This window comes from Thalassolituus sp. UBA6592, assembly GCF_002433655.1.
Lineage (GTDB): Bacteria > Pseudomonadota > Gammaproteobacteria > Pseudomonadales > Oceanobacteraceae > Venatoribacter.
The window spans coordinates 52,799-75,638 of the sequence record NZ_DJIO01000067.1; the positions used below are offsets into that span (position 1 = coordinate 52,799).

20 protein-coding genes are annotated in these 22,840 nt (G+C 53.2%); 4 read left to right on the forward strand and 16 right to left on the reverse strand.

What is annotated here, in order from left to right; translation table 11 throughout:
• Window positions 1-5: 5 nt before the first annotated feature.
• From eutB to B2Z72_RS06500, 3 genes are all read left to right on the forward strand, one after another.
• A complete protein-coding gene (gene eutB / locus B2Z72_RS06490; RefSeq protein WP_296983088.1) occupies window positions 6-2,237 on the forward strand; it encodes an ethanolamine ammonia-lyase subunit EutB in 2,232 nt (743 codons plus the stop codon).
• 443 nt (window positions 2,238-2,680) lie between these two features.
• Window positions 2,681-3,832, forward strand: coding sequence for an L-threonine dehydrogenase (gene yiaY / locus B2Z72_RS06495; protein ID WP_296983089.1), 1,152 nt, complete (start codon window positions 2,681-2,683; stop codon window positions 3,830-3,832).
• A 183-nt stretch (window positions 3,833-4,015) separates the two neighbouring features.
• Window positions 4,016-5,488, forward strand: a complete 1,473-nt coding sequence (locus B2Z72_RS06500) for an anion permease (RefSeq protein ID WP_296983090.1) — start codon at window positions 4,016-4,018, stop codon at window positions 5,486-5,488.
• Between the two features lie 117 nt (window positions 5,489-5,605).
• On the opposite strand, the gene B2Z72_RS06505 is transcribed toward B2Z72_RS06500, so the two are convergent.
• Complete coding sequence (locus B2Z72_RS06505) at window positions 5,606-6,541, reverse strand: catechol 2,3-dioxygenase (protein ID WP_296983091.1); 936 nt, start codon at window positions 6,539-6,541, stop codon at window positions 5,606-5,608.
• 185 nt (window positions 6,542-6,726) lie between these two features.
• On the opposite strand from B2Z72_RS06505, the gene B2Z72_RS06510 reads away from it, so the two are divergent.
• Entirely contained in the window at window positions 6,727-7,689 is a 963-nt protein-coding gene (locus B2Z72_RS06510; RefSeq protein WP_296983093.1) for a LysR substrate-binding domain-containing protein, read from the forward strand.
• A gap of 72 nt (window positions 7,690-7,761) precedes the next feature.
• On the opposite strand, the gene B2Z72_RS06515 is transcribed toward B2Z72_RS06510, so the two are convergent.
• The 15 genes from B2Z72_RS06515 to B2Z72_RS06585 form a co-directional block, all read right to left on the reverse strand.
• A complete protein-coding gene (locus tag B2Z72_RS06515; RefSeq protein WP_296983094.1) occupies window positions 7,762-8,070 on the reverse strand; it encodes a 2Fe-2S iron-sulfur cluster binding domain-containing protein in 309 nt (102 codons plus the stop codon).
• A 125-nt stretch (window positions 8,071-8,195) separates the two neighbouring features.
• Complete coding sequence (locus tag B2Z72_RS06520) at window positions 8,196-8,594, reverse strand: tautomerase family protein (RefSeq protein ID WP_296983095.1); 399 nt, start codon at window positions 8,592-8,594, stop codon at window positions 8,196-8,198.
• Between the two features lie 12 nt (window positions 8,595-8,606).
• A complete protein-coding gene (locus tag B2Z72_RS06525; RefSeq protein WP_296983096.1) occupies window positions 8,607-9,392 on the reverse strand; it encodes an SDR family NAD(P)-dependent oxidoreductase in 786 nt (261 codons plus the stop codon).
• A gap of 275 nt (window positions 9,393-9,667) precedes the next feature.
• Complete coding sequence (gene dmpG / locus B2Z72_RS06530) at window positions 9,668-10,717, reverse strand: 4-hydroxy-2-oxovalerate aldolase (protein WP_296983098.1); 1,050 nt, start codon at window positions 10,715-10,717, stop codon at window positions 9,668-9,670.
• Window positions 10,714-11,631: an acetaldehyde dehydrogenase (acetylating) gene (locus tag B2Z72_RS06535; RefSeq protein WP_297004404.1), complete on the reverse strand. Its 918-nt coding sequence runs from the start codon at window positions 11,629-11,631 to the stop codon at window positions 10,714-10,716. Before B2Z72_RS06535 ends, dmpG begins: the two co-directional genes overlap by 4 nt.
• A 24-nt stretch (window positions 11,632-11,655) precedes the next feature.
• Window positions 11,656-11,871, reverse strand: coding sequence for a tautomerase family protein (locus B2Z72_RS06540; protein WP_296981097.1), 216 nt, complete (start codon window positions 11,869-11,871; stop codon window positions 11,656-11,658).
• A 70-nt stretch (window positions 11,872-11,941) separates the two neighbouring features.
• Window positions 11,942-12,748 carry a 2-oxo-3-hexenedioate decarboxylase gene (dmpH, locus tag B2Z72_RS06545; RefSeq protein ID WP_296981095.1) on the reverse strand — a complete coding sequence of 269 codons (807 nt, stop codon included), beginning with the start codon at window positions 12,746-12,748 and terminating at the stop codon, window positions 11,942-11,944.
• Window positions 12,745-13,566 carry a 2-oxopent-4-enoate hydratase gene (gene dmpE / locus B2Z72_RS06550; protein ID WP_296981092.1) on the reverse strand — a complete coding sequence of 274 codons (822 nt, stop codon included), beginning with the start codon at window positions 13,564-13,566 and terminating at the stop codon, window positions 12,745-12,747. The genes dmpH and dmpE overlap by 4 nt, the downstream gene beginning before the upstream one ends.
• Window positions 13,567-13,576: 10 nt before the next feature.
• Window positions 13,577-15,037, reverse strand: coding sequence for a 2-hydroxymuconic semialdehyde dehydrogenase (locus B2Z72_RS06555; protein WP_296981090.1), 1,461 nt, complete (start codon window positions 15,035-15,037; stop codon window positions 13,577-13,579).
• A 314-nt stretch (window positions 15,038-15,351) separates the two neighbouring features.
• Entirely contained in the window at window positions 15,352-16,140 is a 789-nt protein-coding gene (locus B2Z72_RS06560) for a heme ABC transporter ATP-binding protein (RefSeq protein WP_296981087.1), read from the reverse strand.
• Window positions 16,141-16,170: 30 nt separating this feature from the next.
• On the reverse strand, window positions 16,171-17,277 hold the full coding sequence (locus B2Z72_RS06565; RefSeq protein WP_296981085.1) for a FecCD family ABC transporter permease: 1,107 nt from the start codon (window positions 17,275-17,277) through the stop codon (window positions 16,171-16,173).
• A 4-nt stretch (window positions 17,278-17,281) separates the two neighbouring features.
• Window positions 17,282-18,115 carry a heme/hemin ABC transporter substrate-binding protein gene (locus B2Z72_RS06570; protein ID WP_296981082.1) on the reverse strand — a complete coding sequence of 278 codons (834 nt, stop codon included), beginning with the start codon at window positions 18,113-18,115 and terminating at the stop codon, window positions 17,282-17,284.
• Window positions 18,116-18,125: 10 nt separating this feature from the next.
• Entirely contained in the window at window positions 18,126-19,226 is a 1,101-nt protein-coding gene (locus B2Z72_RS06575) for a hemin-degrading factor (RefSeq protein ID WP_296981080.1), read from the reverse strand.
• A gap of 117 nt (window positions 19,227-19,343) precedes the next feature.
• Window positions 19,344-20,651 (reverse strand): HmuY family protein, encoded by a 1,308-nt coding sequence (locus tag B2Z72_RS06580; RefSeq protein ID WP_296981078.1) that lies wholly within the window; start codon window positions 20,649-20,651, stop codon window positions 19,344-19,346.
• 121 nt (window positions 20,652-20,772) lie between these two features.
• Window positions 20,773-22,839: a TonB-dependent receptor plug domain-containing protein gene (locus B2Z72_RS06585; protein WP_296981077.1), complete on the reverse strand. Its 2,067-nt coding sequence runs from the start codon at window positions 22,837-22,839 to the stop codon at window positions 20,773-20,775.
• Window position 22,840 lies beyond the last annotated feature (1 nt).

Sequence of the window (22,840 nt, forward strand, 5' to 3'; positions counted from 1 at the left end):
TCGGTATGAAAGCGCTCAGCCCCATCAGTGACATCGCACTGCCCGTGGTTACCACGGCAGCGGACTCCGCTATTGAATTACGCACCAGCGACTTACTCACTATCGAACTAATGGGCGCAAGCTACCCGTTCCGCAATTTAAAGCACCTGCTCGGTGCCGCCGATATCAGCAAAGCAGGTGAACGTATTGCGGGCCTTGCCGCGACGGATGAAGTTGAACGCGAAGCTGCACGTAAACTGCTTTCCGGTCTGACCCTGCAGCAGCTGTACGATATGCCATTAACAGACAACCGTGGCCGGATCGACGACATCATGCGCGTTAATTACGATATCGATCCGGAGAAATTTTCATCCATAAAAGACCTGACACTGGGCCAGTTAAAAAACCACCTGCTGGCCAGCAAAGGCGACGAAATCCGTGCCATGGGCAGAGCCATGACTGGCGTTATGGTCTCGGCGCTGACCAAACTGCTGGACGTACACGAGTTAATTCTGCTGGCCAAACGCCTGAAAAAAGGCGCCTCGGCCAAAGCCCGTACCCGGGTCGGTTTAAGCGGCACCCTGTCATCGCGGCTGCAGCCCAATCATCCTACCGATAATTTATCCGGCATCACCATGCTGGCCTACACCGGATTATCCATGGGCGCCGGCGATGCCCTGCTGGGATTAAACCCGGCCATTGATACCGTCGAGAACATCAGTGCCACCCTGCATCACCTGGATAAAATCCGCCGTGATACCGGAGCGCCAACCCAGATCTGCGTGCTGTCACATATTAAAACGCAGCTCGCCTGCTTAGAGCAGGGGGCTCCGGTTGAGATTATGTTCCAGAGCCTGGCAGGTACAGAGCGCACATTAACCGAAGAATTCGACGTAACCGTAGAGCTGCTCGACCACGCCTACAACACCATGCGCGAACACGGTCCGCTGCAGGCAGAAGGCGCAGAAAATATGATGTACTTCGAAACGGGCCAGGGCAGCGAGCTGACGTACAACAAACACGACGGCATCGACATGACCACCTGCGAGGCGCTGTGTTACGGCCTGGCGCGCCGCTATTCGCCGTTTATGGTGAATAACGTCACCGGCTTTATTGGCCCGGAAACCCACGTCGATAACTTTGAAATGACCTACTCCTGTCTGCAGGATCATTTCATGGGAAAAATGATGGGACTGCCGATGGGCATGGCGCCCTGTTTTACCCTGCATTCACAGATCACTGCCGAAGGTCAGCAGATGGCAACCGAGCTGCTGACCGCCGCCGGCGCCAATTTCTTTATGGATGTATATCTCGGCAACGACCGCATGCTGGCGTATTTCGATACCAGCGGCCATGACGATCAGACCATGCGCGAAACCTATGAACTGGAACCCGCGCCGGAATATCTCCAATGGGCGCTGTCGCGTGGTATTTTTCAGCGTGATGATGAAGGCCTGATTCAACGCGGTCCGAACTGGGGCAAACCGCAGCAGTTCTGCCAGTCAGAGCTGGATTATCAACGCCTGCTGGAATCCGTTCCTGCCGCCTACGGTTTTGATAACGCCGGACCGCGCCCAACCGATGAGGTCACGCGCACACTGCGCTCTAACCAGGCGATCGCGCGGGAAGCCATTTATGCCGATCTCGACCGTGAATTATTATCCGCCATCGGGCCGCAACGCTGGCTGGCAACAGAGGCCAGCGATAAGCATGAACATCTCAGCAATCCGGAACTGGGCTCGCATTTAAGTGCCGACAGTCTGGCATCACTGCAGAACGAAAACACCGATGTGCAAATTGTGATCTCCGACGGCCTGAGTGCCGAAGCTGTCCATCACAATATTCCTCTGCTGATTCCGGTCCTCAATGACGGTCTGGCCAGTCGCGACTACAAAACCGGCATGACCACGGTCGTCCCTTACGGCCGGGTCAAGCTGTGTGAACCCATTGGTGAAGCGCTGAATACCCGGCTGGTGATTCTGCTGATTGGTGAGCGCCCCGGAGGGGACGCCCAGGCGTCGCGCAGTCTGTCGGCGTATTTTGCCTATCAGGTATCCGCTGCAGATAAAACAGAAGCTGCGGCTTTCAGCGGCAACGCCGATATCCGCTGGGAATACACGGTCATTTCTAATATTTACAGCGGTGGCCTGCCGCCGCTGGAAGCCGGAGCTGTTATTGCAGAAAAAGCCATGCAGATTCTCAGCTTCGGTGCCGCCGGTAACCGTCTTGAAGCAAAACTGAAACAATCTGCGGCGTAAAAAATCCGCAAGCTGTAACCCCGCGTGACAACATCCGTGTTGCGCGGGGCTTTTCTTTTCCCGCTGTTTTTCTGCAGCTATTCAGGCTGTCATCATCCTGTCAGATTTTGATCGCCATTGTCGTTTTATGCCTATGCGTACTGTTTATAATTGTGCGAACCAATGGTCAGGCCATTACGTGTTATTACCAATACCCCTTAAACTGTCTTGCTCAAATTACGCAACAATAAAAAAATATTTACGATTATTTGCAAAATAATCTGCCTGCACACAATCAGTCGTTTAAAACCTTGCCGCACATCAAGAGGTACAGGTACCTTCCGGCGCTACTTTAGCCATGTCCGGTTTGGCAATCTTCTGTCTGACAATGCTCCGTTTATCTGTGCTCTGTCTAACGATGCCTGACGAGGACATTCATTCTGATTTTCATGGAGAACCCTCACATGGCTGCAAGTACTTTTTATATTCCGGCAATTAACCTGATGGGCAGCGGCTGCCTGAAAGACGCGGCAACCGCTGTTGAATCCTACGGCTGGAAAAAAGCACTGATTGTGACAGATGCGCCACTGGTCAAACTTGGCGTCGTAGGTCAGGTCGCAGAACTGCTGTCCAAGCATGGGGTGACCTCTGTTGTTTATGATGAAGTTAAACCGAACCCGAATGTCACCAACGTTGAACACGGCCTGAAAGTGTTGAAAGAAAATGAGTGTGACTTTGTTATTTCTCTCGGTGGTGGTTCACCCCACGACTGTGCCAAAGCCATTGCTCTGGTCGCCACTAACGGTGGTGCAATTACCGATTATGAAGGTGTCGATCAATCGGCCAAGCCTCAGCTGCCTCTGGTTGCCATTAACACCACCGCCGGTACCGCCAGTGAGATGACGCGTTTCTGCATCATCACCGATGACAGCCGTCACGTGAAAATGGCCATCGTTGATAAGCACACCACGCCAGTGCTGTCGGTTAATGACTCTGACCTGATGCTGGGTATGCCACCGTCACTGACTGCGGCTACCGGTATGGATGCACTGACCCACGCTATTGAAGCCTACGTATCCACCGCAGCAACGCCGATCACCGATGCCTGTGCGCTGCAGGCCGTGACCCTGATCAGCAACAACCTGCGCACCGCGGTAAAAGAAGGCAGCAATGCCGAAGCGCGCGAGAAAATGGCTTATGCCGAATTTCTTGCCGGTATGGCGTTCAACAATGCTTCTCTGGGTTACGTGCACGCCATGGCGCACCAGCTGGGCGGTTTTTACGATCTGCCACACGGTGTCTGTAACGCCATTCTGCTGCCTCATGTACAGACTTTTAATGCACAGGTTGCAGCAGAGCGCCTGGGCGATGTGGCCAAAGCTATGGGTTGTGATGTGGCGGGTAAATCTGCTGACGACGCAGCGGCCGTCTGCATCGACGCTATCCGCACTCTGGCAGCCGATGTTGATATTCCGGCCGGTGTTGCTCAGCTGGGTATGAAGGAAGAAGACATCCCGACTCTGGCAGAAAACGCCATGAAAGATGCCTGTGGTGTAACCAACCCGATCCAGCCAACCTTTGAACAGGTGTGCGAAATCTTCAAAAGCGCTATGTAATGCGCAACCAATGCGTGTAACAGGCAGATACACATATAAAAAGGCGCGCATTATGCGCGCTTTTTTAAATGTGGAAGAAAGACATGTTAATGGTGCTTTTGAATACACGACCAGAGCACCCGAACGACCGAAAAATAAACTGGCCGGAACTGTGCTCAGATACAGAGGCTGTAAGGAGTACTCATGCAACACCACAGTGGTGATTTTAAATTAATTCCGGCGCTTGTCAGTCTCGCCATCACTCTGATGATCTGGTTCGTTATTCCGGTACCGGAAGGCGTATCAGCCTCAGCCTGGCATTTGCTGGCACTGTTCGTAGGTACCATCGCCGCCATTATTGGTAAAGTCATGCCGATTGGTGCTGTGGCCATGGTAGCGATTACAGCGGTTGCTATTACCGGCGTAACCAATGACAGTCCGAAAGGCGCCATCGCCGATGCCCTCAGTGGTTTTTCCAATTCACTGATTTGGCTGATCGGTATTGCCATTATGATTTCCCGTGGTCTGATTAAAACCGGCCTCGGTAACCGTGTGGGCTATCACTTTATTGCCTGGTTCGGTAACCGTACGTTAGGGGTTGGCTATGCACTGGCTTTATCCGAACTGGTTCTGGCACCAGTGACTCCAAGCAACACCGCCCGTGGTGGCGGCATTATTCACCCGATTATGAAATCCATTGCCGGCAGTTTTGGCTCCACACCGGAAGAAGGCACACAGAAAAAAATCGGCCATTATCTGGCACTGGTAAATTACCACAGCAATCCGATTACCTCGGCGATGTTTATTACCGCCACTGCACCCAACCCTCTGGTAGTTAAGCTGATTGCCGATGCCACCGGGCTGGATATCAGCATCAGCTGGGGCACCTGGGCACTGGCGGCGTTACTCCCGGGTCTGGTGTGTATTGCCCTGATGCCGCTGATTATTTACATGGTTTATCGCCCGGAAATTACCAAAACCCCGGATGCCCGCAGTTTTGCCCATGAACAGCTGAACGGCATGGGGCCGATGAATTACGGCGAAAAAGTAATGATCGGCGTATTTGCGCTGTTACTGATTCTTTGGGCCGGCATTCCTGCCATGATTTTTGGCAGCGCCCTGGCGGTGCACACCACTGCGGTGGCATTTCTGGGCTTATCGATTCTGCTGGTTTCTGGTGTATTAACCTGGAAAGATGTGCTGGCAGAACGCTCCGCCTGGGATACCGTTGTCTGGTTCTCGGCACTGGTGATGATGGCCACCTTCCTGAATAAACTCGGGCTGATTTCCTGGTTCTCCGGCGTGGTGGAAAACAATATCTCTCATTTCGGACTGGGCTGGGAATTGTCCGTGCTGATTCTGGTTGCGGTGTATTTCTATGCGCATTATTTCTTTGCCAGTACCACTGCACATATCACCGCCATGTTCGGTGCTTTTTATGCGGCCGGACTGGCCTTAGGTGCACCACCTATGTTCCTCGCCCTGCTAATGGCTGGTGCTTCATCACTGATGATGTCACTTACTCATTACGCGACCGGTACTTCGCCTATTATTTTCGGCTCCGGTTTTGTCTCCATGGGTGACTGGTGGAAGATGGGCTTTATTATGAGTGTCGCCAACCTGATTATCTGGACCTTTGTTGGCGGTATCTGGTGGAGCATTCTTGGTTACTGGTAAGTGGTTCTTTTCATAAATAAAGAGCAGACGCTGAACATAAAAAAGCCCTGATGAATCAGGGCTTTTTTATTTTTTGGTTAGTGATTTAAACTACCAGGCTGACTTTCATCGGGCTTTTTAACTAACAACCGTCATAAAGGTTTCGTGCATTTTACGCTGGGCGTAATCCAGACCGCCACCTTCGCCCAGACCTTCAAATGTCCAGGTAATGGTTTCGTGGTCAGGATACACAATATAACCACCGGTAAAGGTTTCGAAACGGTTACCGGAAGGATCCCATGCGTAGATGGTACCACCACGGGTAATACCGTGACGGGTCGGACCCATATCCACAGGTACATCGTTCATGCTCATCAGGTCAGAGGCACGCAGAATGCGTTCCCAGCTGTCGATGTAGAATGATACGTGATGCAGTTTGCCCGGCTCCGGATGTTCAACAAAAGCAATATCATGCACTTTGTTGGAACAGCTCAGCCAGATCCCCAGGTTCACTTCACCGTCCGGAGACAGTGCGCGTTCCACCAGCTGGAAGCCAAGCACTTCCTGGAAAATTTTCTGCACTTCACCAATGTTCGGACCGTAAAGCAGACAGTGGTCCATGCGCACTGGCGCAATGCCTTTTTCTGCATTTTCATTCCACGGGTCCGGATTCACTGTTCCGTTACCGTTACCGACATTGGTTTTTGTTGCATACAGCTCAATAAAGTGACCGGAAGGCAACTGGAAACGCACACGGTCTCCGGTCTCCATCAGCTCACCGGCAACGATGCGTTCAGTTTTTAAACCGTACTGCTGTAACGCAGTTTCAAAACGGTCGAGGGTGGCATCATCCAGGACTTTAAAGCCAAAGAAATCGATGCCTGCCTGATCGGATTCACGCAGAATTACGCTGCTGTGATCAACTTCGTCCCATGCTTTGAGATAAACACGACCCTGGCTGTCACGGCCAGTTTCGATCAGACCCAGTACATCACGATAGTGATGAACACCTTCTTCCAGATTCATGACGCGGATCTGTGCGTGACCCGGACGTAATACACCATTAACAGCCATGTAGGCCCCCTTTCTTATATTTTTGCTGAGGCGGATTATATTCATTAATGAAGCAGAGCTGTGCGCTTCGTTTGCTTCATTTAACGCTGGGTTCAAGTTATCTTAGCTATTCGATACTCGTCTAATACTAATAATCCGGTGTTCTGATACCTTGATGGTATGACCGGCATAAACTGGAGTATGCAATGGACCTCAGACAACTCAAGTATTTCGTTGTTGTCGCGGAAGAAGGCAACATCGGACGCGCTGCATTAAGGCTTCACATTTCGCAGCCTCCGCTGACCCGGCAGATTCAGCAACTGGAAGAAAGTCTCGGCGTACAGCTGTTCCTGCGCACACCAAAAGGCGTTGAATTAACGGAACCGGGACAACTGTTGCTGGACGAAGCAAGAAATATTCAGAAACTGGTTTCATTGGCTCAGGAACGCACACAAAAAGCCGGAAAAGGTGAACTGGGTCAGCTTGACGTCGGTATTTTTGGTTCCGCTATTTTCGACACCATTCCAAAAATCCTTCAGGCCTTCCGTAAGCGCCATCCTGACGTTAATGTTGTTTTGCATACCATGGAGAAGGGCAAACAAATTGAGGCGCTCAGACAGCGTCGTATTGCGGTAGGATTCAACCGTGTACTGGCTCCCCTGCCGGACATTGTCAGCGAAGTCATTGCCCGCGAGAAACTTTTTATCGCCGTCAGCGATCAGTCGCCGCTGGCAAAAGAAAAAAGCCTCAGTATTAAAACCCTGGCTACGGAACCCTTTATCGCGTTTCCGAATGCCGGGCGGCCAAATTTTGTCGACAAAGTATTCAAGCTTTGTCAGGAGCACGGATTTCTGCCCAATGTGGTTCAGGAAGTGGGGGATGCATCTACGGCAGTTGCCCTGGCAGCCTGCGGTTTTGGCATTTGTCTGGTGCCTGCGTCGGCCACTAAGCTGAGCCTGCCCGGTGTACTGTACAAACCGGTTCACGATTTACCGGAGGGCAGCTCGGTGGATCTCAGCTGTGTTTACCTGAAAGATCACACATCGCCGATTCTGCAGTCATTTCTGCAGGTGGTGCGCGATATGCGCCTTTCCTGTGAAGAGCCCTGTGAAGAGTCGTGTGCAGAAGCTGCTGTTGCGGATGACACAAAAACGCCGGATAAACCCTGAATTTATCCGGCGTTTTTTATCAGAATCTGTCCACTGCAAGGTCTGGCACTATTGAACCGGGTCTGAACCGGGTCAGGCAGCGCGCTCAAAGCGGCGCATCATTTTACCGATTACGCGGATTTCCACGTCGCTGCGCGGATACACACGACAGGCCAGCAATTTGCCCTGTTCACGGTCTTCAGCGCTGACGTGGGCACCAGACATACAGCCGGTGCTGAATTCGCCGGATAAAATCTCGACTTTGCACACACCACAGCCGCCGCCACGACAACCGGCAGGGATACCATTGGAATTTACTTTCAGAATGCCGGTCAGTAACGAGTCTTTCTCATCACACCAGAAGGTATGATCAATACCGGCAACACGCACAGCATGCTTCATAGGAAAAACCTCTTTTTAATTTTTATTATCAGACGCGCGGTCTGTGATTTTTGCAGACTAGCAACAGGGCCAGTCTGGCTCTAATACCAATTCCGGCGGTTTTTAATACCGGAAAAGTATCGTCTTTAACGGCAATTCCGGGACGAAAGTTCCGCTTTTCGCACAGAACTGGCCGCAAGCCCCGCAATTCCCCAGTCGTCCGGATGCACCCGCTGGCAGACACCACGTATCTGGGATTTATCCGCCTGTATGACATCCTCAAGCAATGCGCAGAAAGTCTTATGCAGTTCTGCCACTATCTCTGACGAGCGGTCGTTAAGCACAAAGAACTGATAGAAAGCCGCGTTATTCAGGCCGCCACCGGTCCAGGCAGCGTGCGGGCCGGTTTGAGTCACGTAAGCACGGATACGCTCCGACGGCGCATCCATAACCCGGGCAAAGGCTTCACAGGCCAGCTGTGTTAACTGCCGGCAACCGTCCGCATCCGCCATGCCCTCCGGCAGGGTAAAAATAACCACAGGCATACAGCATTCTCCTTAAGGCAGACCGCGACGCCGGCCAGAATCCAGCATCAGGGTTGAGCCCGTCATCGCCGAGGCTTCGTCATCAAGCAGCATGGCAATAGCCCAGGCCACCTGCTCCGGGGTGGTAAATGCGTGAATCGACGAATCGCTTTTCATATCCTCCAGCACCGCCTCAAGCGTCACGCCCTGCTGCTCTGCACGGGTCGCCGCGACGCGATGCAAACGTTCGGTGTCGGCGGGCCCGGGGGCAATGCAATGGGCAGTGATGCCACGCTCGCCAAGTGCCAGGCTGTACTGCCGCACGATATTAAATAATGCGGCATTGGCAACGCCGGCAGAGGCTGCATAAGCGGTCGGTTCCAGACCGTAATGACCACCGATGGCGACCAGACGCGAGCCTGCGGATAATTGTTTATCCACCGCCCGGCACAAGCGCATAAATCCGCCGACTTTAATATTCACCGCATCCACCATAGTGGCAACCGGAGCCTCGAGAATACCGCCAGCGACGCCGACGCCGGGCCCGTGCACCACCATTTTTACCGGGCCACACAGGGATTCACGAATGGCGTCCACCGCACTGTCGGCAGATATATCGGCAACGCAGGCCGTTACGTCGGTGAATTGTTCAACCAGATGGGAGAGAGCCTCTGCGGAGCGTGCGACGGCGATCACGTGCAGGCCACGGCTGACGAGTTTTTTAACGATCTGCTGGCCGAACGCGCCACTGGCGCCAACCACCACGGCCGTCTCTTTGACGACAGCCGGATTATTATTTTTATTCATATTGTGACTCATATTTTTCTGTCGCAGCTGTTCACCGTCGCTTATTGCATCCGTTTCAACAGCCAGGGGGCAATAGCATCAGCAACCAAAACTGAGCAACGACAACGACAACGACGACAACGACAACAGCACAAGCAGTTAAAGAAAGACCGGGAGAAAAAAGGCCCTCTGCAAAGCAGAGGGCTAAGAGGACGCTGCCTGATGACTGCGCATACAGGCAGGCAGGTAACAACCCGGTACTATCCAGTTGCTTACTGAAAGAGAACCCTCAAGCGGATACGCCTGAATTAAGCTCCGGCACTCTTCAGCAGACCACGCTCTTTGGCCATGGTCATCGCGGTATCCTGGATCATATCTTCCTGACCACCGATCATTTTCTTGCGGCCAAGTTCTACCAGAATATCGCGCGCCGGAACGCCATAGAGTTCACTGGCTTTTTTCGCATGCAGCAGGAAGGTGGAGTACACCCCGGCATAACCCAGTGTCAGTGAATCGCGGTCAACACGGACCGGCTGATCCATTAACGGTACGATAATGTCTTCTGCCACATCCATCAGGCTGAACAGATCGGTACCTGTGGTTGCGCCCATGCGCTCAGCCACCGCAACGAATACTTCCATTGGCGTGTTGCCGGCACCCGCACCCATACCAGCCACAGAGGCATCGATGCGCGTTGCACCAGCTTCCACCGCGGCGATGGAGTTGGCAATACCCATTCCCAGGTTATGGTGGCCATGGAAACCAATTTCTGTTTCCGGATTCAGCACTTCACGCAGGGCCGTGATGCGTTCGGTCACATCGTCCGGCAGCATAAAGCCCGCCGAGTCAGTGATATAAACCGTCTGTGCGCCGTAAGATTCCATCAGCTTGCCCTGCTTCGCCAGACCTTTGGCATCGTTCAGGTGCGACATCATCAGGAAGCCGGTGGTATCCATACCCAGTTCACGGGCACAGGCAATATGCTGCGGCGAAGTATCGGCTTCGGTGCAATGGGTCGCTACGTGAACAGAGCGCGCACCTTCACGGTAAGCACTTTTCAGTTCGTTCATGGTGCCCAGACCCGGCAACAGCAGTACCGATACAATGGCCTGTTTCATCTGGCTGGCGACAGCGTTGATATATTCTTCGTTAGAAGCCATGGCAAAGCCGTGCTGCAGGGAGTTTCCGCCCAGCCCGGCACCATGGGTTACCTGCAGATAAGGGACACCGGCAGCGTCAATCGCTGTGGCGACCTTCACCATCTGCTCTACCGAAATCTGTTCCCGCTTGGCATGCATACCGTCACGCAGACACATATCATGCAGGGTAATTTTGCGACCTTTTAAACGCTTGCTCATGCGACAACCTCCACAGCCTGCGGGGTGAATTTTCCGGCGATTATTTCTTCAGCGAACATTTCTGCGGTACGGGTAGCCGCCGCGGTCATGATGTCAAGGTTACCGGCATACGTCGGCAGGTAATCGCCCAGACCTTTCACTTCGAGAAAAACGCCTACTTTGTTGCCATCAAACACCGGACCATTCACTAGACGGTAACCCGGTACGTATTTCTGTACCTGTTCGATCATGGTCAGAATGGATTGGGTAATGGCATCCTGATCCGGCTGATCTTCGGTCAGACAGTAAATGGTGTTACGCATAATGATCGGGGGATCTGCCGGATTAATAATCGCCAGCGCCTTACCTTTTTTCGCTCCGCCGACTTTTTCAATGGCATTGGAGGTGGTGAAGGTAAATTCATCCAGGTTGGCGCGGGTACCGGCACCGATGGAACGTGATGACAGTGACGCAATAATTTCTGCGTACTCTACGCTCTGCACCTGAGAAACTGCGTTCACAATAGGAATGGTCGCCTGACCGGCACAGGAAATCATATTCACATTCATTTCCTGCTTCGCAGCCTGCTCACTCAGGTTAACCGGCGGTACACACAACGGACCGATGGCCGCCGGGGTCAGGTCAATCATCAGTACACCCAGGGCATTCAGCTTACGGCTGTTTTCCGCGTGGACGTAGGCAGAGGTCGCATCGAAAGCAATCTGAATTTCGTCTTCCAGTACGTGTGGCAGCAGACCATCAATACCTTCATGAGTGGTTTTCAGTCCCATATCACGGGCGCGCTGCAGACCTTCGGAATCCGGGTCGATACCCACCATCCATACCGGCTCCAGCACTTCGCTGCGGCGGACTTTATAAATAAGGTCGGTTCCGATATTGCCTGAACCGATCAATGCACATTTTATTTTTTTCATCGTGATTTCCTCTCGTCCGGTGAATTATTGGCCCGGCATATTTCCGGCGGCCTGATCGCTCGCCCGGCCAGCTTTACCGGCGACGTAAAATTCGCCATGTTTATGTTCTGTGATCAGAATGCGTACTGTGGATGGACTGCAATCCAGAGCTTCCACCACGGCGGCGGTTACTTTTTCAGCAACGCGGGCTTTGTCTTCCAGAGACCGCCCTTCGAGAAAATGCATTTCGATAATCGGCATAGTCTGCCCTCTTGTTATTTTCCGCCGGCGCGTAAAAAGACAGCCGGCTTATCCCTTTTTTAAAAGCTTTTTATTCTTTGAACGATACCGATACCGAGCCCAGATGCTGGAAGCGTGCAACCACACTGTCACCTGGTTCAACGGCCACCGCTGCGGTAATACCACCACTCATGACAAAACTTCCTGCCGGCAGGGTTTCACCTAATTTGTGCAGAATATTCACCAGCATGGCCACGGCTTCAGCCGGGTGATTCATCACCGCAGCACCGGCACCCATTTCGACGATTTCACCGTTTTTCTCCAGTACCGCACCGATCGTGCGCAGATCCAGACCTTCCACATAACGTGGGCGACCACCGCCAACGAAGCGCGCAGAAGAACCGTTATCGGCAATCACACTCTGCAGATCGAAGCTGAATTTCTGAAACCGTGAATCAATAATCTCAATCGCCGGAATCACATAAGCCGTTGCTGCCAGCACCTGTTCTGCTGTGCAGTTGGGGCCCTGCAGATCTTTACTGGTCATAAATGCGATTTCGCATTCCACCCGTGGGTGAACCAGTTCAGAAACCGACACCACACCATTTTCCGGTACCGCCATTTTGTCGGTCAGGAAACCAATGGACGGAACATCCACACCCATCTGCTGCATTTTTGCCTTAGACGTCAGGCCGGCTTTCCAGCCCACCAGCTTATGACCCTGCTCCATAAAGCGTGCGCGCAGAGCGTTCTGTACGGCGTAGCCATCGTCCATGTTCATGGCCGGATATTCTTCCGTCAGTTTGGTAATAGCGCGGGCTTCTTTTTGCGCACCTTCCACCCGCTCACACAGACGGACGACGTCTTCGCGGCTCAGAGTTGTCTCCAGAGAAATCATGCTGCGCCCTCCTGTTTGCGTTCCACCGCACTGCGGCCTTTAAAGCTGACGGTACAGCTGCCTACACCACCTACTGTGCAGGTCAGGGTGTCGCCATCCACCACAGGCACCAGCTGTGATTGCGAACCGGACAGAATCACTTCACCGGCGCGGAACGGAATACCCAGTTCACCCAGCGTGTTCGCCAGCCAGGCAACCGCATTGGCAGGAGATCCCTGAACTGCTGCACCGGCTGAGGTCGACAGTAATTCACCATTTTTTTCCAGCACCATACCGGCCAGTGTCAGGTCGACCATGCGCGGGTCACCTTTTTCTTTGCCCAGTACATAAACACCACAGGAGGCGTTATCGGCGACGGTGTCCTGAATTTTGATTTTCCAGTCGTCGATACGTGAATCGACAATTTCAAAACACGGCACCACATAATCGGTAGCACGGATCACGTCCATGGCGGTAATACCCGGGCCTTTCAGATCTTCTTTCAGTACAAAAGCCAGCTCTGCTTCTGCTTTCGGCTGAATCAGTCCGTCGAGATCAATGGCATCACCTTCGACATACACCATGTCGGAGGTCAGCTGACCGAAATCCGGCTGAAATACGCCGAGAAAATCCATCACCGGCTTGCTGGTGACACCGATTTTTTTACCGACAATACGCTCGCCAGCGGCCAGACGACGCTGAATAAAACGTTCCTGAATACGGTAACCATCTTCCAGTGTGATATCCGGATACTGTTCAGTAAAAGGCACCAGCGTAGTGTTACTGACGAAGGCCCGATAGAGGTTATCGCCGAGTACATTAATTAATTCTTTATCCATGCCGGACTCCTTAAAGCTTGATACAGACGTTGCGCATTTCGGTGTAGAACTCGAGTGAGTGCACACCGCCTTCACGTCCGATACCGGACTGACCGGTACCGCCGAATGGCGTACGCAGGTCACGCAGGAACCAGGAATTCACCCAGGTAATACCTACATCAATGCTGGCTGCCACGCGGTGAGCACGGGCCAGGTTGGTGGTCCAGATGGTGGTCGACAGACCGTATTGCGTGTCATTGGCCATGGCCACGACGTCTTCTTCGCTGTCGAACGGACAGATGTGGCAGCAAGGCCCGAAGATTTCTTCTTTAATCACTGCAGCGGTTTCCGGCAGACCGGTCCAGATGGTCGGCTCTACCCAGTTGCCTTCTGCCAGCTCGCCTTCCATTTGTGGAATGCCGCCACCGGTAATCAGAGTGGCACCTTCTTCCATCGCTTTTTTGTAATACGACAGAACTTTTTTCTGGTGCTCACGGCTGATCAGCGGACCATAGTTAGAAGATTTATCCGTTGGGCGACCGAACTTAACACCTTCGGCTTTTTCTTTAAGTGCAGCGACGAAGCGATCAAAAATCGGGCGTTCCACATAGACGCGTTCGGTACCCAGACAAACCTGTCCGGTATTCAGGAATGCCGAACGGAAAATGCCGTTAATGGCTTCATCGAAATCCGCATCAGCGAAAATAACCGCTGCGTTTTTACCGCCCATTTCAAATGACACATCGCGGGTGCCTTCGGCGGCGGCTTTCATAATGGCGGTGCCGGTACGGGTTTCGCCGGTAAAGGTAATGGCATCAACACCCGGATTGGTGGTAACAAATTCGCCCGCAGCATCCGGACCAAAACCGTTCACTACGTTATAAACGCCTTTTGGAATACCAACCTTGTTCATCACTTCACCCAGCAGGGTGGCGGTGAACGGGGTTTCTTCCGATGGTTTAACCACAACGGTATTACCGCAGGCCAGAGCCGGACCGACTTTCCAGGTCATCAGCATAAACGGCGCATTCCATGGCGAAATCACCCCGATCACACCTTTTGGCGAACAGGTGGCATAGTTCAGCGCACCGCGACCATCCGGGGTATCCATCATGAAAGATTCGGCAGCCACGTTTTTAATGACGTCAGCGAAAACTTTGAAGTTGGCCGCGCCACGGGGAATAAACACATGCTTCATCACATGTTCCGGCTGGCCTGTATCTTCCATTTCTGCAGCAACGAAATCATCGAAACGACGGGTGATTTCATCGGCTACACCGTACAGCAGGTCAACGCGCTGATCCTGAGTCAGAGCGCCCCATTCGCCGTGCAATGCACTGCGCGCAGCTTTGACGGCACGATCCACGTCATCACGACTGGCTTCGGCAATACTGGCAATAAGGGTGTTATCGACGGGTGAACGTTTATCGAAACGCTTACCGGTGGAACCAGGGACAAATTCCCCGTTAATGAAGTTTTCAATCTGGCGCATGTTGCTGTTCCTCGACCTGATTTATGCTTGTTTTGGCCGCCTCCCGGCAGATATTGATTTCAGGTTATTGGATACGTCATATACCATCTAATACTATTTTTCTGAGCGGATCATACCTTTGCGGTATGCACAGCAGGCATTAACTGCTTATCTGTTCCAGCCCCCACAGCATGGGCGCTGCAGCCGTTTTCAGACAGATCAGAAACAGGCGTAATGCCGGGAAATGGATTTTGAAAGGCGACTAAAGAATCAGTCCAAGGGATAAATACTTACAGCTGAAAAGGCGCAGAGGCAGCGTAAATCAGGGCACAACACTACCAGACTGCGCATTGCTGACTGTAGGCCTGAGCCAGAGGCAACGGCAGGTCGTACACCTGTTGCAAACAATGCGGGTCCATCAGCACCGACTGATCACCACCGGCAACAATTCTGCCCTGTTTCATCATCACCACACTGTCCGCCCAGCTGGCAGCCAGAGAAATATCATGCATAACGGCGAGTACGCCGACGCCAGCCTGAGCAAATTCACGTACGATCTGCATCACGCTGTGCTGATGGGCCGGGTCCAGTGCGGACGTGCATTCGTCCAGTAGCAGATAATAATGCTGAGTGTCTGCGCGCTCAGCCCGATCCCGATCCAGCCAAGCCTGCCAGATCTGCACCAGTACCCGGGCCAGCTGCACCCGCTGTTGTTCACCACCGGATAAGGTCGGATAGACGCGTTCACGTAAATGCCAGACACCCGTGAGCTGCATGGCATCACGCTGATATTGCTGCGTCTGTTTTTCATCCCCATAAGGACTGCGCCCCATCGCTACCACCTGATGAACCCGCATGGGAAACGACAGAGTTACCGACTGCGGCATGACTGCCATGCGTTTCGCCCGTTCCAGGCCACTGAACTGATCTAGGGTTACACCATCCAGCGAAACCGCATCACAACAGGCGCGGTTATGTGCGCAGAGGCAATTAAGCAAGGTGGATTTACCGGCACCATTGGCGCCAAGCACCGCGGTACATTTACCGGGTTCCACCGACAGATGAACATCCTGCAACACCGCACGGGAGCCCAGCTGCACAGTCAGGTTTTTCACTTTAAGCATGAATGCTTCCTCTCAATACGGGATAAATGTTCAGCGCCAGCGTGTAGCCTGATGCAGCAGCAGAAACAGAAAAACCGGCCCGCCGATTAAGGCCATAATTAATCCCACCGGTAAATCCGCCGGGGCCAGCACGGTGCGGGCAACTGTATCGGCAATTAACAGCAGAAGTGCACCACCTAAAGCCGACAGCGGCAGTAATGCGCGATGATCCGGGCCAATCATTAACCGCAATAAATGCGGAACGACCAAACCGATAAAACCTATCATGCCAACCACTGCCACCGAGGCGCCGACCATTAACGCCGAGGCCAGTAACAGCCAACGCCTGCTGCGCTGAATATCAAAGCCCAGATGCGAGGCAACCTGTTCACCCATTAATAATGCATTAAGCACCCGGCTGTAACGCATCACGACTAACAAAGGTAAAAAGACGAACAGTAACAGCGCGAGGATTTCATTCCAGCGTCCATGGGCCAGCGAGCCCATAGACCAGAAAGTCATATCGCGTAACTGCTGATCATCGGCCATATACGTCAGCACACCGGTTGCAGCCCCGGTTAATACGTTAATTGCCACACCGGCTAATAACAGCAGGGCAACCTGCGTCTGGCCATCGCGGGTACCTAAGCGATAAATCGCCAGAGTAACCAGCAAACCGCCGGCAAAAGCGGCTAATGGCAAGGCAAAGGGGCCGGTTAATTGCGCCCAGCCAGACAGCAGACTGTTGCTTAAAACAATCACAGCCACCGCCGCCAGCGCCGCACCGCTGGCAACACCGATTAAACCGGGATCCGCCAGCGGATTACGGAATACACCCTGAGTGACGGTACCGGCCACCGCCAGTCCGGCACCCACTAATAACGCGATCACCACTCTTGGCAAACGTAATTCCCTCACCACCCAGTCACTGGCACCGGCGATTTCAGTGCCGGAGAAAATCCCGCGCAATGCCTGAACAATATCCGCCGTGGTCACAGCCATAGGCCCGACAGATAACGCCCAGAAAAAGCCGGCGCCAATTAACAGCAACAGAATGATTGCCAGGCGCTGTTGCGCAGATAATTTCGGCAATAACGGCTGCATCCGCTGAGTATCAGCATCAGCCAGTACGTCACCAGCGCTGCGATCGCCAGACATAAGATCAGTCAGCCTGTGGATAAATTAATGCCGCCGCCTGCTCCAGTGCCTGCGGTAAACGCGGCCCAAAACTCAGCATCATGCCAACATCCACACCGTGTACGGCATCGTTCTGTGCTGCCGGTGTCATGGCCAGCGTGGTTTTTACGCTGTCAGACTGTTCAGCGCCCGTGTGTCCGACCAGAACAAAATCCGGCGCCGCCTGAACAGCACCTTCGGCACTGACCGGTTTATAACCGGCGTAATTCAGAACATTGCGCGCCCCCAGCAGAGACAACAGCGCATCTGCCCGGGTGCCCTGTCCGGCGGCCATCAGACCACGGCCACCGGCGCCTAACAGAAATAAAGTAGCGGGCTGTTTATCCGCCGGTAACTGCGCCAGTACCTGCTGACTTTGCGCCGTTACCTGAACAGCAAGTGCATCTCCCTGAGCCGACATATTCAGTGCATCAGCAACCTGACGGATTTTTTCTGCTACACCATCGACGCTGTCGGCAGTTTTAATTCTGACCACACGGACACCAGCTGCCTGTATCTGCTCAAAAACGCTTTCCGGCCCGGCATCCCGGCTGGCGATGACCAGTGATGGTTTTACTGACAGAATACCTTCCGCTGACAGCTGGCGCATGTAACCAACCTGAGGCAGTTGCGTTGCGGCCTCCGGATAAACACTTGTCGTATCGACGGCAGCGAGACGCTGCTCCGCACCAAGCTGATAAATAATTTCTGTTAATGCGCCATCAATACTGACCACATCGGCTGTTACGCCGGTATCCGATTGCTGGGCGAAGGCCGGCAATATCAGCAACGACAAAAGAACGGATAAAAACGCTTTCATACTCCGCTCCTTATACGGCAACTTTTTCATTTATGCCGAAGCCCATTTCCAGGGTATGCACCAGCTCACGCCAGGCGGCCTGCTCACTGTCGCCGTTTTTACGTTCACCGAACAACAGCGCCAGTTGCTGGCCTTTGTCGTCAAACATTTCCAGTGACGTGACAATACCGTCCACCGTGGGCTTACGTACGACCCATAAATGCGCAATCTGAGTGGTATCCGCATGCAGGTTAAAGCCCGGGTCCAGTACATTAAACCAGGGACCGGTACGCTTCAGGTTGTCGAGCTGGCCGGTAAAAATCTGTACCACACCCGGACTGCCAACAAAGATCATGATCGACAGTTGCAGTTCAGCTGCCAGTGTCAGTGCCGCTTCAAAAGCACTGCTGTGTAATGGCCGCGCCAGATCATCATCCACCGCCTGATAAGCCGGAATACGTTCGATCTGATGCTTTTTCAGCAAGGCCTGAAAATGATGAACGTCTTTCAGTTCACGCCAGCCTTTCTGCAGGGTTTCAATATCCGCATCCTGTGGCAATGCCATCAGCTTATTATCGTCCGCAGATTCTGTGGCTGTGCTGATGTGCGGAGCAGACTGATCGTCAGCCCGATAGCTGTCCACCAGCTGCTGATACGCCTGCAGATCGGAATGTTCGCGCAGATAGATTTTATGTACAGCAACGCCGTCAGCGTTAAAGAACTGCAGACTGCGGCGCATACCAGCCAGACTCTCTTCACAGACGGCATAGCCGTAAACAAACTGGTTAAAGAAAATCCGCAGATCAATTTCACCCAGTGCCAGCCCCATATGGCCGTGCAGGGTCAGGCCTTTATACTGCCCGGTTTTTTCATGCACCATGGCATCGTTGCGGGTTAATGCCATGACCTCACCGAGAGATTCAATCTGGGTCAGCAGCTTTTTAAAATCACCCTGCAGGCGCACCACATGCTCGCCGGTATGCAGTGCCAGTAATTCCAGTTCACTGCAACCCAGCTTCTGGGCGGCATTGCGGATACGTATGGAAGCGTCTTCCTTTTTCAGCGCCAGCCAGCGCTGCGCCAGAGTGTCTGTTCCGGATGTTTGTTCAGTCAGGGTATGTTCCTTATTCATAAGAATTCTCCGCTGCGATGTTTAATGAGCGTTTTCGTTCTGCGCTATACCAGACGAGAAGCCGGGCACGGAATGCCTGAAACAGGCCGGCAAAGCGCAGAAGCCGTTAAATAAGCGTTATTCAGTTTCTGGCTGAACCTCAAAATCAAAGGTCCAGGTGGTCTGACTGGAAGCATCCGCTGCATCGGCGTATTGCAGGGAAGACAGATGCATGCGTGCGTAGCTGTTGCCACTGCCTGAACGCAGCATCACGCCGTTTTCTGGTGCAGCAACCAGCATGTGCGCAGTACCGGCAACCGCACCGGTCGGGTCGTAGGAATAAAAACCGTATTCCAGCAGTCCGGGATAGGCACCCTGATAATCCGGATTAAGGCTGGAATATGCAGCATCCGTTGCCCATGCTGTGCGACTGCCCCACTCTGCCCAGCCACTGGTATCGGTTAATGCTGCTTCCGCTGCGGCAATAACATCACCGTCGCTGAAGGCGGAAATAATGGCTGTGCCTTCTGCGTCATAAAATCCGGCTGGCTGTTGCGCAAAGAAGCTGCCTGCTGCTGAATCGCCGGAAATGCCGCTGTTGGTTTTTACGCTGTAACGGGAAAAGCCCAGCTGCCAGTTATCCGCAGACGGCTCAGCCACTGTGCTGCCGGAAATAAGATCGAAGTAAACCCAGTCGCTGCTGGCATCCAAAGTGACTTCCTGCACCGTGGTATCCGGATCGGCCGTTAATGCCGCTACGTTTACCCAACGGATAGTCGGGTAACCACTTTCAGAACCGGAAGCGCCGCCGTAGTAGCTGGTGATCTGCACGGCATAAACGTTATCGTCGCTGCTGTCGAAGGCATTGGTGTTATCGGTGGTGACCAGAAAAACACTGTAATTGGATAACAGACGATGGGTTTCTGTGTATTCAAATACTGCCGAGCCAATGCTGTTATCACTGTTGGTGAAGGCGTTATCCAGGCTGTCTGCCAGATAAGCACGGCTGTTCAGTGCATTACCTTCGTTATCCGTCATGCCGGTATTAAATGCCTGCAGGGTTTCCCAGCTGTAAGCAAACGGGCTGCCCAATGTGCCGCCACTGCCGTCCCCACTTTCACCACTGTTAGTAAAGAAAGACGGTGTACGCCCACCCATATCGAGGCGGATATCCCAGTCTTCGCCACTGCAGCTGACTTCCGCATTGGTATTAAAATCAAAACACAGGCTGTCACCGGTCTGTGGCTGCACCACCCATTGTGCTGCGCTGGTGAACTGGTTGACCGACGTATCGATACCTGGCGATGAGTCCTCACCACTATCATTATTACTGCCACTGCCAGCGTTACTGTCAGACGCTGATGAACTGCCGGAAGAACCGCCGCCACAGGCTGTCATCGTCAGTGCTGCCACCAATGGCAGACTCCATTTAAATACAGGTTTCATACTTTCCCCCTTACCTCTCGTTTATTGAATCTGGTTTATTGAATCTGGTTTATTGACTCTGATTTATTGATTGTGAGTAATTAGCTGTCAGTTATTTTTTAATGATTGAATTTTTAAATATTCAGTAATGAATACGCGTGCCGGCATAGACGAAGCGCCCTTCCACCGGACCAAAATCGGTGCCGTCGGTAAAATCCCGCTGACGGTCGGTAAGGTTGTCGATACCACCGAACAGGGCAATATTCTGGCTGGCCTGATAATTGAGTTTTAAATCCACCGTGGTCCACGCCGGTGACCAGGTATCGTCTTCGCTGTCAGATAATTCCCGTGACTGATAACGCACACGGGTGCTGATTTCCGTTGCTGCAGTCAGCTGCCAATCGAGTCCGAGGCGGGCAATATGTTGGGGGCGGCGGGTCAGTTCATCGCCTGTGTCGCTGTTTTCAGCATGGGTATAGGTGTGGCCAAGGTTTAGCTTCAGTTTGCTGCCCAACGGCTGGATCAATGCGGATTCGATGCCGTAAGTGCGGGCATTACTGATGTTTTCGTAGGTGTAAATGGCGAGGCCATCAACCACGGCAAAATTATCTTCATCGGTCTGGATCAGATCATCGATGTCGTTATAAAAAACATTGATGTCGACGATGGTATCCGCCGGGGTACGCAGCCAGATACCACTCTGATAGCTGACGGAAGACTCCGGATCAAGATCCGGGTTGCCCAGCACCATGTATCCCAGTGAACTGTGATCGAAGGTGTAATAACGCTCTTTTAAATTAGGTACCCGATAACCCGTCCCCATACTGCTGCGCCAGACGGTTTCATAACCGCCCTGATTAAACAGGTCATAACGCAATGCCAGCTTGGGTGACAGGTACGAGCCAAAATCCGAGTCTTCCTGCAGGCGCAGGCCAAACACCAGTTCGCCTTTTGGTGAAAAGAAATAATCATCCTGAATATAAAATTCGTAATTCTGGCGATCGGCGGAACCACTGCGGCCAATTTCCGCTTCACCATCGAGATACTGTTTCAGCTTTTCGTCACGGGCATCCAGCCCGATCTGCAACTGATGCTCTGTATTCAGCGGCATATCCAGCTGCAGCGATAACAGCCGGGTATCAAGATACATATCGCGGTTATCAAACGTGGCAGCAAACCCTTCGTTCTGCTTGGCGCTTTTGCTCTGATAATCTTCTGCCAGAATTTTTGTCGTCAGGCGCGCACTGCCAAACTGCCAGCCACTCATCAGAGTCAGACGGTCGCGCTGAATGTCTTCATATTTATTCGGATAACGGTCGACAATTTCCGGCGCCAGCCATTGCACGTCTTTTTCGTCAAAGCGCTGCACGCTGGCACTGAGGTAATTCTGCGGCGCGGATGGCGCACGCCAGCGCAACTGAGCTTCGTACTGGGAGCGTTTGCTTTCATCACCCTGGCGCACCCAGTTGTCGTGGTCGGCATCAAAGCCTTTGTCGTCACGCACATCCGCCGACAAGCGCCCGCTCCAGGCGCCGCGCCCGCCTTCAATATCAGCACCGATATGATTACGCGCAATATCGCGGGAGCGGCCACTGATATTCTGCCCGCCGTAAGAGCCCAGATCATAAGTCAGGGAACCACGCACTCCGTTTTCCGGCGCACGGGTGATGACGTTAATAACGCCGCCCATAGCTGAAGAACCGTACTGCGCCGAGGCTGCCCCTTTCACCACTTCGATGCGTTCAACATCCACCAGCGCCAGCTGACTCAGATCGACCGTGGATCCGGTACTGGTCGCCAGTGGCAAGCCGTCCACCAGCACCAGTACCTGATCGCTGGTCATGCCCTGCAGCACGGCTTCATAGCCGGATTTGCCATGAATACGGCGCAGCTGCAGGCCGGGCACATTCTGCAGGGCTTCAGTCAGGGAGCGGGCATGGGTTTTATTCAGTTCAGCAGCGCTGATGACTTCAGCACGGACCGGGGCATCGGACAGCAGCCGCTCGGTACGCGACGCCGTTACCACCACAGGATCCAGTTCGGAATAGCCTGCGCTTGTGTGAATATCTGCTGCGCCTTTCTGACTATCCGCCGCGCCTGCCTGATCACTCGCCGCGCCTGCCTGAGCACTCGCTGCGCCAGCGTGAGCACTCGCCGCGGCGCTGACACTGGTGAATACGCCAGCTGCGGCGATTAACCCACATAGCACA

Bases quoted from the DNA above. Each gene is read 5' to 3' on its own strand.
- B2Z72_RS06540 (WP_296981097.1), bottom strand. From the start codon at position 11,871: ATGCCGATTATCGAAATGCATTTTCTCGAAGGGCGGTCTCTGGAAGAC.
- B2Z72_RS06580 (WP_296981078.1), bottom strand. From the start codon at position 20,651: ATGAAACCTGTATTTAAATGGAGTCTGCCATTGGTGGCAGCACTGACG.
- B2Z72_RS06555 (WP_296981090.1), bottom strand. From the start codon at position 15,037: ATGCGCCAGATTGAAAACTTCATTAACGGGGAATTTGTCCCTGGTTCC.
- B2Z72_RS06515 (WP_296983094.1), bottom strand. From the start codon at position 8,070: ATGAAGCATGCTGTGCGTGTTGCCGGTATTGATCATACCTTCTGGTGT.
- dmpE (WP_296981092.1), bottom strand. From the start codon at position 13,566: ATGGATAAAGAATTAATTAATGTACTCGGCGATAACCTCTATCGGGCC.
- B2Z72_RS06505 (WP_296983091.1), bottom strand. From the start codon at position 6,541: ATGGCTGTTAATGGTGTATTACGTCCGGGTCACGCACAGATCCGCGTC.
- B2Z72_RS06510 (WP_296983093.1), top strand. From the start codon at position 6,727: ATGGACCTCAGACAACTCAAGTATTTCGTTGTTGTCGCGGAAGAAGGC.
- B2Z72_RS06565 (WP_296981085.1), bottom strand. From the start codon at position 17,277: ATGTCTGGCGATCGCAGCGCTGGTGACGTACTGGCTGATGCTGATACT.
- B2Z72_RS06525 (WP_296983096.1), bottom strand. From the start codon at position 9,392: ATGAGTCACAATATGAATAAAAATAATAATCCGGCTGTCGTCAAAGAG.
- B2Z72_RS06535 (WP_297004404.1), bottom strand. From the start codon at position 11,631: ATGAAAAAAATAAAATGTGCATTGATCGGTTCAGGCAATATCGGAACC.
- B2Z72_RS06570 (WP_296981082.1), bottom strand. From the start codon at position 18,115: ATGAAAGCGTTTTTATCCGTTCTTTTGTCGTTGCTGATATTGCCGGCC.
- dmpG (WP_296983098.1), bottom strand. From the start codon at position 10,717: ATGAGCAAGCGTTTAAAAGGTCGCAAAATTACCCTGCATGATATGTGT.
- eutB (WP_296983088.1), top strand. From the start codon at position 6: ATGAAAGCGCTCAGCCCCATCAGTGACATCGCACTGCCCGTGGTTACC.
- B2Z72_RS06520 (WP_296983095.1), bottom strand. From the start codon at position 8,594: ATGCCTGTGGTTATTTTTACCCTGCCGGAGGGCATGGCGGATGCGGAC.
- B2Z72_RS06560 (WP_296981087.1), bottom strand. From the start codon at position 16,140: ATGCTTAAAGTGAAAAACCTGACTGTGCAGCTGGGCTCCCGTGCGGTG.
- dmpH (WP_296981095.1), bottom strand. From the start codon at position 12,748: ATGATTTCTCTGGAGACAACTCTGAGCCGCGAAGACGTCGTCCGTCTG.
- yiaY (WP_296983089.1), top strand. From the start codon at position 2,681: ATGGCTGCAAGTACTTTTTATATTCCGGCAATTAACCTGATGGGCAGC.
- B2Z72_RS06575 (WP_296981080.1), bottom strand. From the start codon at position 19,226: ATGAATAAGGAACATACCCTGACTGAACAAACATCCGGAACAGACACT.
- B2Z72_RS06500 (WP_296983090.1), top strand. From the start codon at position 4,016: ATGCAACACCACAGTGGTGATTTTAAATTAATTCCGGCGCTTGTCAGT.